This is a genomic window from Candidatus Neptunochlamydia vexilliferae (assembly GCF_015356785.1).
Taxonomy (GTDB): domain Bacteria; phylum Chlamydiota; class Chlamydiia; order Chlamydiales; family Simkaniaceae; genus Neptunichlamydia; species Neptunichlamydia vexilliferae.
Window position 1 is genome coordinate 21,506 of sequence record NZ_JAAEJV010000019.1, and the last position, 13,298, is coordinate 34,803.

The following is a 13,298-nucleotide window of genomic DNA, read 5'->3' on the forward strand; positions in this document are numbered from 1 at the left end:
GGTATACATCTTTTTCAAAACCTCTGCAAGCGATTTTTTGCCCAAATCGAAAAAAAAAATTCATTGCCGAAAACAGTGAGGTTAAGGAATAATTAATCCCATTATGAATGATGTACATCTTGCTCAGCTCTCCGTTGCCTATGCTTTTGATCAGCATGCCTTTGGAATCGATAAATATCCTAAAGACTCTGCTGTAAAGCAAACGCAACTTTGTCGCCACCTCTGCCCTGTAAAGCCCCCTTACCAAATTATAAGTGCAGACGACTTTTTAACACATCGACACCTAAAGCCCCCTACTCTCAAGATTGTAGATTTATTAAAGATCGAACAGCAGCCTCCACCTAATCAGTGTGACCTTCCTGTGGAACTGTGGCTCACCATCCTCGGACACAACACTAAAACTGCCCGTGATTGGATGATCGCAAGTCGCTTCCTTGCCCCAAAAGACTTTGCACTCATTTCTAGACGTTTTTGTAAAACGCTAGGGATCAAGCGCGACCAAGTCAACAAAACACCTGCTTCCAAGCAAGTCTTGAACCACATCCGGGATACGGTCCTTAACAACATCCCCTTTCTCCAAAAAGCTGAAGTTTACACTCGTTTATATGGAAGGCCTGCAGGGGTGCCTCATCTCGCCAGGAAACTCCGCTTAGCCGAGTTTTTGAGTTATTGCAGCGAGCGTGCATGGATAAAATGGCCCACGACCTGTTTATGCACTGCCATTGCCCTTACCGTTCTCATCAAGGAGGTAAAGCTCCTTAGGTCTTCGACGATTAAGGCAGGTAAAAGCTATCTCTATTGGGTAGAAAGCTGGAACGATTGGTTCGGCTGCAGTTGGGTCACATACCCCCTTTTTCATTTAACCAACATCCACATCCATACCATTAAGAAAAGCACAGCTGAACTCACCTATATTCCCGCACTATTGATCCCCGCTCTCTTACGCATGATTATTTTCTCCATCGAAATTATGCATGGATGGTTCCCTCCTTCACTACAGGAAAACCAACAAACAGTCACCAATCTTTCCCTTCGGGTTGCTTATCTTTTTGCTGTTATCGTATTCAGCCCTTATTTCGCTCTCATTCAACTACTTAAACCTCTATCATTCCCCGAGACTAATCCTGACGAGGTTAAAACTGAAATTCTTCAACTCTTTCCTCATAATGCAACGGACAAGATCACTGACGCTTGGAATGCCCTATTGCCTAAGAAAGAAGAACCTTCTTCAAGCTCAAGCAGCTCCTCCTCTTCTTCAAGCTCAAGCAGCTCCTCCTCTTCTTCAAGCTAAGTTTTTCATTTTGAAAAAAATCACAAAGGTGTTAGACTGATCCTTTCGTATGCGGGTGTAGCTCAGCGGTAGAGCATCACGTTGCCAACGTGAGGGTCGTGAGTTCAAATCTCATCACCCGCTTTTATTTACTCATAGCTAGGGAATTATGACAGAGCAAAAAGAATACAAATCAGACACCGTCACCTTTACCATCGAGCGCAAGCCCGAATGTATCGCCGAATATAAAGTAAAAAGTTCGCCCGAGCTCGTTCAAAAAGCGCGCAAAAGTGCCATCCGCTCCGTTTCCAAAGAAGTTTCTCTACCCGGATTCCGAAAAGGGCGGGCCCCCGACCATCTGATTGTCAAAAAATTTGCTGAGCCTCTTGAAGAGCGGTGGCAAAAAGCGATTGCTGATGAGACTTTCCGCGAATGTCAAAAGTTAGCTCACACTCCCCTTTTAGGAGAAGATGCCCGGATCAGCTTCAACGTTGACAAACACTCTCTTGACGAAGGCGCCGAACTCACCTACACCTTTGAAACCGAACCCCTCGTCCCCGAGATCGACCTGACAAACATCGAGCTCGAAGAGGTGAAAAGAGAAACGGTCGATGCCAAAAAAATGGAAGAGACCCTTCACGATATCCAGATGTTTTTCTGCGAGTGGGAGAAAGTCTCTGACCGAGGAATCAAAGAGGGTGACCACGGGGTGATCGATGTCGACATTATCGAAACCGAACCTCCCCAAAAAGCGCTGACAAATGCCCGTTTCCAAGTCGATAAGAAAAAGATGGCAAAGTGGATGCACGACCTGATCATCGGAATGAAGATCGGAGAGGCAAAAGAGGGAATCAGCGAGCCCGATCCAGACGCTTCCAAAGAGGAAAAAAAGGCCACTCCCCCTAAAAAGGTGCGCCTCACCCTCCGCTCAGTCGAAAACCCCAAACTCCCCCCTATCGACGATGCCCTTGCTCAAAAACTGGGGACCAAAAATGAAAAGGAGATGCGGGAAAACCTCGAAAAGCTCCTGAACAAGCAGGCCGATGAACATGCGCAGCGGGAGTACCGAGAGCAGATCAACAACTACCTTGTTGAAGCCTATCATTTCGATCTTCCCAAAAGCCTCCTTCAAAAAGAGACCCAGTTCCGGATCAAGCAACTTGTTGCTGACCCCGCCTTCCAACAAAAGATGATGGGGATGAACGAAGAGGAGCGAAAGGCTGCGATTAAAGATATCGAAACGCAAGGGGAAAAGGCGGTTCGCCTCTTCTACATTTCCCGTCACATCATTCAAGAGCACAAAATCCCCGTCTCCCCAAGTGAAGTGCACCAAGAGGTCAAAACCCCTTTAGAAGCAATGTTTAGCGATCAATCTGACGTTTACAACGCAAAAGAGCAGTCGCAAGAACAAAAGGCGATTGCCATGTCTCGCCTTATCTTAAGCAAAGCCGAAGATTTCCTCATTTCAAAAGCAAAAATTGTTCCCCCAAAAGGAAAGAAGAAAGCGGCGCCTAAGAAAACAGCGGCAAAGAAGAAAGCAGCCCCCAAGAAAAAGGCCGCTCCCAAAAAGAAAACAACGAAGAGTTCTTGACCGGAAGTTTCTACCACGTCTATAAGAGGATAAAAAACGTCAAATAAAAGGAGTTGGCATGCCTGTAATACCTACCGTAATTGAAGACACCGGACGTGGCGAACGTGCGATGGATATCTACTCCCGTCTCCTCAAAGATCGGATTATCTTTATCGGAACGGCGATCGATGATCAAGTCGCTAACGCTGTTGTGGCGCAATTGATTTTCCTCCGCGCTGAAGATCCCAAAAAAGACATTAGCATTTACATTAACTCTCCTGGTGGCTCGGTCACTGCAGGCCTTGCGATCTACGATACCATCCGCTTCCTCGGAATCGATGTCAACACCTACTGCCTAGGACAAGCCGCTTCTTTTGGAGCTCTTCTCCTTTGCGCAGGAACCAAAGGGAAACGGTTTGCCCTTCCCAACAGTCGGATCATGATCCACCAACCCTACGGAGGGATCACCGGTTCTTCTGCTGACATCCACATCCAAGCAAAAGAAATTGTCCGCGCCAAGCAGCTCACAGCAGAAATCATCGCTGAACATACTGGGCAAACGCTCGAAAAGGTGATTGAAGACTCTGACCGCGACTTTTTCATGAGCGCAGAAGAAGCTGTTGAGTATGGACTGATCGATAAAGTGGTTACCCCCACCAAGAAACAACTCACCACGGTATAGATGAGCAAAAAAAAGACCAAATCTGAAGAAACGACTTGCTGCTCTTTTTGTGGACGGGCTGAAGACACCGTCGACAAGATTGTCTCTGGTCCTAACGCCTTTATCTGCGACAAGTGTGTCCGCCTATGTGTTGACATCGTCGAAAAAAAGGATGCCAAGGGGGAGTTCAAACTTCTCAAACCAAAAGAGATTAAGACCCGCCTTGATGACTATATCATTGGTCAGGAGCGGGCCAAGAAAACGATTTCTGTCGCCGTCTATAACCACTATAAGCGTGTCCGTTCGCTTACTAACAACCCTGGCGCTACCCAGTATAGCAAGTCGAACGTCCTCCTTTTAGGTCCAACCGGCTCAGGAAAAACCCTCATCGCCCGCACCCTTGCGGAAGTGCTCGATGTCCCCTTTGCGATTGCCGATGCAACAACCTTGACCGAGGCAGGCTACGTCGGCGAAGATGTGGAAAACATCATCCTCCGCCTTGTTCAAAGTGCCGACTATGACATTGCCCGCGCAGAGCAAGGGATCATCTACATCGATGAAATCGACAAAACCCGCAAAACAACGGGGAACGTTTCGATTACCCGCGATGTTTCAGGAGAAGGAGTGCAACAGTCTCTTCTCAAAATTGTTGAGGGAACGGTTGCCAATATTCCACCCAAAGGGGGACGGAAACATCCCAACCAAGAATACATCAAGGTCAACACAGAAAACATCCTCTTCATCGCTGGAGGAGCCTTTGTCAATCTCGACAAAATGATTGCTAAGCGCCTCGGGAAAGGGGTGATCGGTTTCGACACGAAGCAGCAAGACCGCGCCTTTGACGCTACTGAGACCAACTATCTCCTCTCAAAAGTGGAGACCGAAGATCTCGTTGAGTTTGGCCTCATCCCCGAGTTTATCGGTCGCTTTAACAGCATCGCAAACTGCAATGAGCTGACCCTGGACGACCTTGTCGAGATCCTCGTCAAGCCCCGCAATGCGGTGATCGAGCAATATATCGCTCTTTTTTCTGAAGATGGCGTGGAGCTTTCCTTTACCGACGAAGCGCTCCGTGCGATTGCCACCAAAGCAAAAAAGTCCGATACAGGCGCCCGCGCCCTGCGCATGATCGTCGAAACACTTCTCATGGATCTGATGTATGAAATTCCCTCTGATCCCACCGTTAAGGAGGTCCTCATCGATGAGGGATGTGTGAACGAAGAAGCGCCCCCTGTGATCAAATACTCAAAACGGAAGGCAGGTTAGTAGTCGCTGCTGCTTGAGGAGTCATATGAGTTTCTGGGGGCAATAAGGTTATTGTCAATATCATCACGAGAAATACTGCTAGGTGAAGTCGGCGCTAATATGCTCCTAACAAAAGGATCTATCTCTGAAAGAGGTCTATCTAAAGCCACTTGAATGATCCACTTTTCAACTCTAGGAATTCCATATTTTCCTTGAGTAAAGTCCATAATTTCAGTGAGGTCACGGTTTGCAACATGGAGAATAATTGCCGCTACTTCTTTGCCATCGGTCTTTTCTCCTTTTTTCGGCCTAACCATTTTGTCATAGTGTCCAGCAACCTTTTCTACAAAAGGGCGAAGTTCTTCAAGGTCTTTATCAAGGATATCGTCTTTAGCAAGCTCTAGTAAGGTAAAATAAATAAGCTCTTCATTTGCTCTTTCCACCTCTTGAAGCTTAGCGATCTCTGCCTCCAGCTCTTTAAGTCGTTGTTCGTCATTACTGTCACGATTATCTTTTTGCCGAAGAGTTGTGCGTTCCAATATTCTCATGCGTAAAGGCTTGATGACCTTTTCCTTAATTTTTTTGACTTTCTCGCGATTGTTCTTCTCTTCGCTCAGCCCTATTGCAGCCAGCTTTGTTTGGCTTCTTAAACTCTTTTTCAATCGAGAAGCACTTTCAGATTTTTTTGCTGAAAGGTGGGGAAAGAGCAGTTGTGGTGTCCCTAAGTAATCTTGAATAAATGGGCTATCTTTCCGATTTCCTGCAAATGGCTTGGCAAGTGTTTTAAGCTTTCCAATACTGCTAAGTACTCCCTGTTGAACTTCTATAGCCTCAGCATCAGAACCTGGTGCTAGTCCTTGCTCTGTAAGTAATTTTTTTACATCCTCTAAGTCGTGAATACAGTATCTCTTACCATTCGTTTCTATAAAACCATCAAAGGTCACACGGACGGGCTGCCCACTTCCAATATTAAGCCACCACTTGATCTTTTCAAGCTCTGTGTTAATCTTTTGTTGACGATCGGTATCTGTCTTACCATTCTTTTTTTCTAGGTCCACTTCGCGGCTGATACCAGTAGAAAAAGCTCCCTGAGAAAGGATTAACCTTGCTGAACCACCATAAAGCCTCCCTTCTTTTGGCCCTCTTTTTGTAGCAGCGGCTGGAATCAGCATCATTCCTTGAGCGGAAGTTTGGATTGGTGACTGAACGGTAACCCGAGCAGTTGGACTCAACTGACTCGCATCAGCTGTAATTAAAGCGCTCAAGTCAGTTGTCTTTTGATCCGTCCTTTCAATAAGACATTTATTACTATAATCTCGTATCAGAGGCTTACTTTTGGACTCGTCTATGCTAATCGAGTTATAATTGATAAAACTAGACATGATTACCCTTCTTTTTTCTTTAATTATACCATATTAACCCTTTATTTTACAGGTAATTCCAAGAAAACAAAAGTGTAAACATCTAACATTTAGCTGATTACGGAAATTATTAGCGCTTTAAATCGCTGAAAACAAGACACTTAAGACTGGATCCATTTTTTAGGCCGTTTTCGCCTCTTTTTAGGGGGTTCATTTCCCCCATCACCCTTCTTTTTCATCTCTTTGGCGTCCTCATCGAGCTTTTGTTTGGCCCCTTTGATGGCCCCCCACTGCTCCTGGGAGAAATTCTTGGGGTCGCTCGAGTAGGCAGCGAGCTGCTCAGGGGTCATCCCTGTCTTTTTACAGATCCGCTGGGTCTCCTCCTCCATTTTGGCCTTCAGGAGGGTCATTTTCTTGAGAGATTCCTTTTTTTCCTCTTCTGTGCCATTAAGCATCTGATACTTAAAGCGCTTGAAGTACTCGACCGAGTCTTCAAACACCTCTTTTAGACGCGCTTCCTTCTCCTCAGAGCTGAGGTCAAAAAAGCCCATAATCCGATCAAACTCATCTTCCATATATACTCTCCCAGGTCCTACCTTTATTATAGATCATATTTAGGTGAGTGTCTACTTTTCTTCTCAGCACACGATAATTTTTGGAGTCGATGGGCAACTGCGGCTTCACCAGATTTCCTTTCTTCCTCACCCATAGCGCCTTGACTATGGGATTCGTCATTCAAGAAAATCTGGTTTTGCCTCGCTTGCCCCTCGCCTTCCAAAAAATTGTCGTGTACTGAGCTTTCCATTGATAAAAATCTAAGAAAGCTTTAAATCAGAAAGATATGCAAGCGGAAAAACTGATAGAAATGGTGGCCGAAGAGCTTAAGCTCGGTGCCATCCCCCAGAAAAACAAGGAAGGCTTCTACGAGCTGCGGGTCAGCCCTGGCTCTCTTATTCTTATTAGAGAGCTTGACCCCGGCCTTTTCTTGAGCGCAAAGATCCTCCCCATCCCCAAAGCAAAAAATAAAGAGGCTCTTTTCATCCATCTGATGAAGGCGAATCTTCTTGGCCAAGGAACGGGAGGCGGCGCGATTGGAATCGACGAAAAGGAAAAGTTTTTCACCTTGTCTCTGACCCTTCCTTTCGAAGTTGACTATAAAACTTTTCATGAAAGCCTCGAGGATTTCCTCAACTATATCGACTACTGGAAAGAGGAGATTGTTCACCTCCAAACATCTCTTATGTAAAAGTGCTAGCCATAAAACTCATAAGTGTGTAACCTCCGGAAGGTAGGTATGAACTGTGGAATGAGGTAATGGCTGGTTTTTTAATCGCCGAAGAAGGACCGCTTGCTGGTCTTATGATTCGCTTGGAAGAGGGCGAAGAGTGGGCTTTGGGACGCGATCCTGACGTTTCTTATCAAGCTATCGAAGATCCGATGGTCTCGCGTAAACATGTGGTTTGCCGCAAGACCGATGAGGGGTATGTCATTGAAAACCTCAGCGCGATCAACCCTGCAAGTATCAATGGAAAAACAATGGAAGAGCCGGTCCTCCTTCAAGAGGGAGATACGGTTCAAATTGGAAATGTTTTTTTCCGCTTTACCTTAAAAGATCCTGCGGAAGCGTCTGCAGAAGAGGAGCCTACCGAATCTCCTACCATTTATGAGGAAGAGGATGAGCTTGGGGGCCTCGCCTTTCGAGGGGCTGCAGAAGCGCGGTGGATCATCAAGGTCATTTCAGGACCCAATGCGGGGGCGGAGTTTGGCCTCCACGAAGAAGCAACCCTCATCATCGGTAAGGATCCTAATACCTGCGATATCCTCTTTCAAGATTTAAGCGTTTCCCGCCAACATGCAAAAATAATTGCCGATAAAGAGGGAAAGGTCACCATTGAAGACTTGGGAAGTCTCAACAAGGTGCGGATCAACGGCGAAGAGATCGAAGGGGTCACCGAAGTCAAGTCTCAAGATCTGATTGCTCTAGGGACCACCTCCTTTTTAGCAATCGACCAACAAGAAACGCGAGAAACGATCGTCTCCCCTACTGCAGGGATGGAGTATGTCACCCCGAAAACAGCAGAGGAAAAGGCCGAAGAGGCCAAGGAAGAGGCTGCGGAAGCAGCAGCAAAGAAAAACTGGAAAAAGATGATCATCCCCACACGCCATTTGGTAATTGCGGGAGTCTTTGCGGTACTATTGGTCCTCGGTTTGGGTGGAGTCTTTACCCTCTTTAAGTCAGAAACAATCACTCTCGTAGAGGGGGATGAGCCAAATCAAATCGCCAAGGCATTGAAAAATTTCCCAGAGGTCGAGTTTTCTTTTAACCCAGCTACGGGAAAACTTTTTATTTTGGGACATGTAATGACAGAGGTCGATCAACAAGAGATGGTCTACCTTCTCAATTCGCTAAGGTTTGTCCAATCGATCGAAGATAATGTGATTATCGATGAGCTTGTCTGGGAAAACACCAATGCGCTTGTGATGAAAAACCCCGCATGGCGGGGGGTGAACCTCACTTCAATGATCCCCGGCCATTTTGTTTTGCGAGGGTATGTAGGAACGCTTGAAGAAGCGACGAAACTTTCTGAATATATCAACTTAAACTTCCCCTACCTTGACAAATTAGACAACCAGGTGGTCGTTGAAAATACTCTTGAAGCACAAGTTCAAGGCATTTTAACCGAAAATGCGTTTGGAAATGTCACCTTCCAATTTGGAAATGGAGAACTCATTTTAGCGGGACGTGTTCCCTCAAACCAAGAGCGAAAATATAATGCGATGGTGACCGACTTGAAAAAGATTAAAGGGATCCGATTGGTAAAGAATTTTGTAATTTTTTCGACGCCAACAAGTGGAATTGTTGACATTTCATCGAAGTATCAGGTAACAGGAAGTTCAAAATATGGAAATGTGAACCAGTATGTTGTCATCAATGGAAAAATTCTTTCCGTTGGAGGCAATTTAGATGGGATGAGAATTACGAGTATGGATAATCATTCAGTTTTTCTCGAAAAAGATGGCATAAAATACAGGATTAACTACAATCAAAATTAAACGAATCAGAGGTTTGGAGATAGAATGTTCGGATTAGAAAAAGATGACAAGCCCCCCCGCTTTGAGTTTGATCTCGAAAAAGATCTTAAAAGCTCTAAAGAAAAGAAGAAAGTGCTCGATCAAATCGATGCGCAAACAAATCAGTTAAAAACAACCCTACGCGAAGGGGCTGCTTCAGAAAATTTTGATAAGTGTGGAGTGCTTCTCCAAGCTTATGGCGCCCTAAAAAGGGTTGTTGAGCGGACGACCCGCAAGTAGAATTATAGTTGGAATGAGGTAAATATGAGTTCAGATGCCGGTGGACAACACCCAGTTTCATTAACGTTTTACACGTTAATTAAAAGTTATTCGAAATTGCAAGCAGAGGTGGTTTCGCAGGTTAAAAACGTTGCAAGTCGACTTTCCGCGGCAACACCTGGTAAATTCCTCCTTTTGCAATTCTCAATGTCTCAGGTGACACAAGTAGGTGACTCGATCTCGAACCTGATCTCTCAGGTCAACTCGATGATCAATACCTCGGTACGTAACCAGAAAGTAAGTTAACCTAAGTGAAGGACTAGGATCATGGAAGACCTATCTAAATATGACGAAGACTTCTTTCTCTTTTTGGAGGCTGGGTTTATCGCCATTAACCAGGCAGATGAAGATGCTGCTGTGAAGATGTTTAAGGCATGCGAACTTTTGCGTCCAGACAACTCCCTCGTTCAAGTGGGAATTGGCTATCTCCATCTCCACAAGCTTGAGCTTAAAAATGCGATCAAGTGTTTTGAAGAAGTCCTTGCCAAAGAGCCTGACAACGAAATGGCAAAGACCTTCTTAGGAATCGCCTTTTCACTCACCCCTGATCAGGTGACACAAGGAGAAAAAATCCTCGAAGAAGCGGCTAAAGACTCTTCAGATAGCGATGTAAAGAAAGTGGCAAACACCACCCTCGATTTTGTAGAACATTTCGTCAAAAAACCTGGCGGCGGAGCGCAACCTTCTAAGTAAATCATGGCAGATAATTTTCCCGAAAAAATCGGCAGCACTTCTAATATAGACCCCGCAAAGGGGATCCAGCCTGGAGATAAGCATCTCCCCCAGCCGACCGAATCTTTCGAATCCTACATGAAAGAAAGTGGTCCAGAGGGTTCTGGCGACGCAAAAACCGAAGGGCCAACTCCCTTTGACCTCGCGGCGCAAGGAAAACCGGTCCAGCCAGGGGCGGGCCCGACCCACGAAACCATTGCCGCGCAGATGAACAGCAACTCCTCGGTCCTTGGCGATCTTCAAACCCAGCTCACGAATAAAGACCTCAAACTCCGGCAATCGCAAAAATATCTTCTCCGGAATAAGCTCAGCAGCGCCAACCAAAACATCCGAACAGCGGCCAAGAAAACGGGCGCCGAAACCGGCCCTCCCGTTGCAAAGTTTTCGCGGCAAAGTCCCGTCAACAAGTTCTTAGGGCTTGTGACCGACTCCCAAACGCAACTTGCCGAGGCACAGTCCCGCATAAACAAACTCAACATGAGTGGAAAATCGCTCAACCCTGGAGAGATGCTCACTATTCAGGTGAAGCTTGCCAAAGCGCAGCAAGAACTCGAGTACTCTTCGGTTCTCTTAAGCACGGCAACAAGCGACATCAAAACCCTCTTCAACATCCAGCTCTAATTATTGTTGTTATTGCATGTCTTTTGCTTTTTTCTGGCTCTTTCCCCAGAATCCAGTTTTTTAATCCTTTTCTCTAACTCCGCCTGCTGACCTGCAAAAGAGTTCACCAGCTTGAGGCATCTTTCATAGCGAAGGTTTGCCTGAACCATCCCCTTTTCAAGCACAGCGATTTTTCGATCTTTTTTTTCATTTTCTTTTTTTAAATCCCCAACTTCTTGCAAAAGATACTCACTCTTCTTCCATAGCATGGTAATCGTGAGCTGCTGCCTTTGCTCAGCGGTCAAAGAGTCCTTATCTTTTGCCACTTCCAGAAGAAAATCGGACGAAAGAACGATCTCTTTTAGCTCCTGATGAGTTGGCTTCTGCTTGTTTGGGTTATTTCCTATTGCTGACATGAAAATTTCCTTCTGTTTAATCCTTTTCTCTAACTGCTGCCATATCTTCCGGACGCCAACAACACCATGAGGCTGATAGGCCCAGCGGGAGGAGGTGACAGTCAGTCCCCCAGCGGCGAAGCCGCCAATGGCCACAGGCTCTCTATTGATTGTTACCCACGCTTGGCATCGGGTATATGTCCATGGGTCATTGTTCAGTAGCCTCTTTTTTGTCTCTTTCTCGTGGATTAAAAGGGCTGCTGTGACCTCTAATGCCTTCGGGAGACTATACCCTTGGGAGACATAGGCGCTCATGATCTTTTTTTGCTCATCGTAGGTTTTGTCTCGGCTTCCTTCCAAGATGTTTTTGCTGATGAGGACCCAGGTGGCCTTTCCTAGCTTTTGGCCTCCGAGCTCATTTTTTACATAATCTTTATAATATCCGTATTTAAAAAGGGTGTTTAGCCCATTGAGCGAAATAGTCACCCCATCGACAACCTCGGGGATCCAGACGAGGATGTGGGTATCGCGCACCTTGCCGCTATACCCTTCGACTTTGAAGGGAGTGGGAGCACTAAGAATTTTGTTGATATTAGGGGGGAGCGGTTTTTCTATCCCCTCGACTTTCTTAAAGTGCTTTTTCCACTCTCTCTTACCTAAGCAAAAATCTCTCACACTTTTAAGACTTTTATCCTCTCCTACATTTTTCCAGCTTTTGCAGGTAATCATCGCTGCGACTTGATCCATAGGGCCAAGTTTTTTAAAGATCGCTAATACAATCTCATACGGAAGCTTTGCAAAGTCTGCTTTCCCTGGCTGAAAACCCTCGTATTTTATGCTTACTTTGTTAATGTCGCTTGTTGCGCTCATTTTTTACTTCTCCTTGTTCACAGGCCTTTGATTATTATTCAGACTCTCTTTTTGTTAAATCATTTACCCCCTCTCAAAAAAAGTCGCGCCAGCGCCTAGGAGCTTTGCTTCGCACGCTCCCCGGCGTCAGAAGGCCCCTTGCCCCTTCGGGGCCCCAAAGGTCAAGCGCCAAGCTTCCGGGCGCCAACAACACCGAAAGACACGTTGGCAGCCCGATGGTAGTAGTACACATGCCGGCCCCCAGCGGCAAAGCCGCCAATGGCCACAGGCCATCGATTGTTATCCACGCTCTCTTGGCATCGGGTATATGTCCATGGGTCATCCGGTCAGCAGCCTCTTTTTGGTCTCTTTCTCGTGGATTAAGGAGCTGCTGTGACCTCTAAAGCTTTCGGTAGGGTATATCCTTGGGAGGCATAGGCGCTCATGATCTTTTTCTGCTCATCGTAGGTTTTGCTTCGGCTCCCTTCCAACATGTTTTTGCTGATGAGGACCCAGGTGGCCTTCCCTAGCTTTTGGCTTCCAAGCTCGTTTTTTATATCATTATCTTGGAATTTAATGGATTAGGAGATTTCGTGTTAGCACTCTTGCACATTCTGACCATCATCATCAAGCGGCTTCTCATGATGCCTGGTGATAGGGATAATATTAGGGCGGGTCATTTGAATCATCTGTCCCTCAATATTGCTGACCTTAGAATATACTTGGTGTACGTCTTTTTCAACCGCATCGATCTTTTTGTCGAGGTCCTTGATTTCACTTTTAAGTTCTTTTTTAGCTTTGTCGACAACATTTTCGATTTTATTATTAAGCTCTTTTCTCAGGCCATCTAATCGATTCATCATGTAAGCAAAAGCTCCTCCAAATGCGGCGAGGATTGCTAGAACTTCGGGCCAATTTATTGAAGACATGGTGTCTGATTACTCCTTAATATTTCCTTATCCTATTATAATTAACGAGATCAGGAAAATCAATAGATTTCTTTAGTAATACATCTGATATCGTAACTATTCAGATGCTAGACGAGGCGGGTTTGGAGGTCCTACTCGTTAATCCACGATTTTTTAAAAGTGTTCCAGGTCGTAAAACAGACGTACAAGACTGCCGGTGGATTCAGCAACTGCACTCCTATGGCCTTTTGAGAGGAGATAAAGCAACACTTTTTCTGTAAATTCGATCATTTCTTCTTTTCTCATTCTATTTCAATTGTTTAAATCTCTTTTAATAGAGGTTCCATATCTAAATA

13 protein-coding genes and 1 tRNA gene are annotated in these 13,298 nt (G+C 45.6%); 10 read left to right on the plus strand and 4 right to left on the minus strand.

Annotated features, from left to right (window positions below):
* Nucleotides 1-103 precede the first annotated feature (103 nt).
* From NEPTK9_RS04630 to clpX, 5 genes are all read left to right on the plus strand, one after another.
* Nucleotides 104-1,291, plus strand: a complete 1,188-nt coding sequence (locus NEPTK9_RS04630; RefSeq protein WP_194847661.1) for a hypothetical protein — start codon at nt 104-106, stop codon at nt 1,289-1,291.
* A 51-nt stretch (nt 1,292-1,342) separates the two neighbouring features.
* A tRNA-Gly gene (locus tag NEPTK9_RS04635) sits at nt 1,343-1,414 on the plus strand.
* Nucleotides 1,415-1,439: 25 nt separating this feature from the next.
* The gene (gene tig, locus NEPTK9_RS04640) at nt 1,440-2,861 is read left to right on the plus strand and encodes a trigger factor (RefSeq protein ID WP_194847662.1); all 1,422 of its coding nucleotides are present in this window, start codon (nt 1,440-1,442) and stop codon (nt 2,859-2,861) included.
* 58 nt (nt 2,862-2,919) lie between these two features.
* Nucleotides 2,920-3,522, plus strand: coding sequence for an ATP-dependent Clp protease proteolytic subunit (locus NEPTK9_RS04645; protein ID WP_194847663.1), 603 nt, complete (start codon nt 2,920-2,922; stop codon nt 3,520-3,522).
* Complete coding sequence (gene clpX / locus NEPTK9_RS04650) at nt 3,523-4,767, plus strand: ATP-dependent Clp protease ATP-binding subunit ClpX (protein ID WP_194847664.1); 1,245 nt, start codon at nt 3,523-3,525, stop codon at nt 4,765-4,767.
* Here the strand turns inward: clpX and NEPTK9_RS04655 are convergent.
* Nucleotides 4,764-6,128, minus strand: a complete 1,365-nt coding sequence (locus NEPTK9_RS04655; RefSeq protein ID WP_194847665.1) for a hypothetical protein — start codon at nt 6,126-6,128, stop codon at nt 4,764-4,766. The two genes, clpX and NEPTK9_RS04655, sit on opposite strands and share 4 nt — an antisense overlap.
* 140 nt (nt 6,129-6,268) lie before the next feature.
* On the minus strand, nt 6,269-6,682 hold the full coding sequence (locus tag NEPTK9_RS04660; protein ID WP_194847666.1) for a hypothetical protein: 414 nt from the start codon (nt 6,680-6,682) through the stop codon (nt 6,269-6,271).
* A 266-nt stretch (nt 6,683-6,948) separates the two neighbouring features.
* On the opposite strand from NEPTK9_RS04660, the gene NEPTK9_RS04665 reads away from it, so the two are divergent.
* From NEPTK9_RS04665 to NEPTK9_RS04685, 5 genes are all read left to right on the plus strand, one after another.
* Nucleotides 6,949-7,353, plus strand: a complete 405-nt coding sequence (locus tag NEPTK9_RS04665; protein WP_194847667.1) for a type III secretion system chaperone — start codon at nt 6,949-6,951, stop codon at nt 7,351-7,353.
* Between the two features lie 68 nt (nt 7,354-7,421).
* Complete coding sequence (gene sctD, locus NEPTK9_RS04670; RefSeq protein ID WP_194847668.1) at nt 7,422-9,161, plus strand: type III secretion system inner membrane ring subunit SctD; 1,740 nt, start codon at nt 7,422-7,424, stop codon at nt 9,159-9,161.
* Nucleotides 9,162-9,185: 24 nt separating this feature from the next.
* Nucleotides 9,186-9,419 (plus strand): DUF5398 family protein, encoded by a 234-nt coding sequence (locus tag NEPTK9_RS04675; protein WP_194847669.1) that lies wholly within the window; start codon nt 9,186-9,188, stop codon nt 9,417-9,419.
* A gap of 306 nt (nt 9,420-9,725) precedes the next feature.
* Nucleotides 9,726-10,151, plus strand: a complete 426-nt coding sequence (locus NEPTK9_RS04680; protein WP_194847670.1) for a CdsG family type III secretion system protein — start codon at nt 9,726-9,728, stop codon at nt 10,149-10,151.
* Between the two features lie 3 nt (nt 10,152-10,154).
* Nucleotides 10,155-10,811, plus strand: a complete 657-nt coding sequence (locus NEPTK9_RS04685) for a hypothetical protein (protein ID WP_194847671.1) — start codon at nt 10,155-10,157, stop codon at nt 10,809-10,811.
* Here NEPTK9_RS04685 and NEPTK9_RS04690 read toward each other — a convergent pair.
* Both NEPTK9_RS04690 and NEPTK9_RS04695 read right to left on the minus strand, forming a co-directional pair.
* The gene (locus NEPTK9_RS04690) at nt 10,808-12,055 is read right to left on the minus strand and encodes an F-box protein (protein WP_194847672.1); all 1,248 of its coding nucleotides are present in this window, start codon (nt 12,053-12,055) and stop codon (nt 10,808-10,810) included. The two genes, NEPTK9_RS04685 and NEPTK9_RS04690, sit on opposite strands and share 4 nt — an antisense overlap.
* 575 nt (nt 12,056-12,630) lie before the next feature.
* A complete protein-coding gene (locus NEPTK9_RS04695; protein WP_194847673.1) occupies nt 12,631-12,963 on the minus strand; it encodes a hypothetical protein in 333 nt (110 codons plus the stop codon).
* Nucleotides 12,964-13,298 lie beyond the last annotated feature (335 nt).

Coding starts and splice junctions, on each gene's coding strand:
- NEPTK9_RS04630 (WP_194847661.1), top strand. CDS start 104: ATGAATGATGTACATCTTGCTCAGCTCTCCGTTGCCTATGCTTTTGAT.
- tig (WP_194847662.1), top strand. CDS start 1,440: ATGACAGAGCAAAAAGAATACAAATCAGACACCGTCACCTTTACCATC.
- NEPTK9_RS04645 (WP_194847663.1), top strand. CDS start 2,920: ATGCCTGTAATACCTACCGTAATTGAAGACACCGGACGTGGCGAACGT.
- clpX (WP_194847664.1), top strand. CDS start 3,523: ATGAGCAAAAAAAAGACCAAATCTGAAGAAACGACTTGCTGCTCTTTT.
- NEPTK9_RS04655 (WP_194847665.1), bottom strand. CDS start 6,128: ATGTCTAGTTTTATCAATTATAACTCGATTAGCATAGACGAGTCCAAA.
- NEPTK9_RS04660 (WP_194847666.1), bottom strand. CDS start 6,682: ATGGAAGATGAGTTTGATCGGATTATGGGCTTTTTTGACCTCAGCTCT.
- NEPTK9_RS04665 (WP_194847667.1), top strand. CDS start 6,949: ATGCAAGCGGAAAAACTGATAGAAATGGTGGCCGAAGAGCTTAAGCTC.
- sctD (WP_194847668.1), top strand. CDS start 7,422: ATGGCTGGTTTTTTAATCGCCGAAGAAGGACCGCTTGCTGGTCTTATG.
- NEPTK9_RS04675 (WP_194847669.1), top strand. CDS start 9,186: ATGTTCGGATTAGAAAAAGATGACAAGCCCCCCCGCTTTGAGTTTGAT.
- NEPTK9_RS04680 (WP_194847670.1), top strand. CDS start 9,726: ATGGAAGACCTATCTAAATATGACGAAGACTTCTTTCTCTTTTTGGAG.
- NEPTK9_RS04685 (WP_194847671.1), top strand. CDS start 10,155: ATGGCAGATAATTTTCCCGAAAAAATCGGCAGCACTTCTAATATAGAC.
- NEPTK9_RS04690 (WP_194847672.1), bottom strand. CDS start 12,055: ATGAGCGCAACAAGCGACATTAACAAAGTAAGCATAAAATACGAGGGT.
- NEPTK9_RS04695 (WP_194847673.1), bottom strand. CDS start 12,963: ATGTCTTCAATAAATTGGCCCGAAGTTCTAGCAATCCTCGCCGCATTT.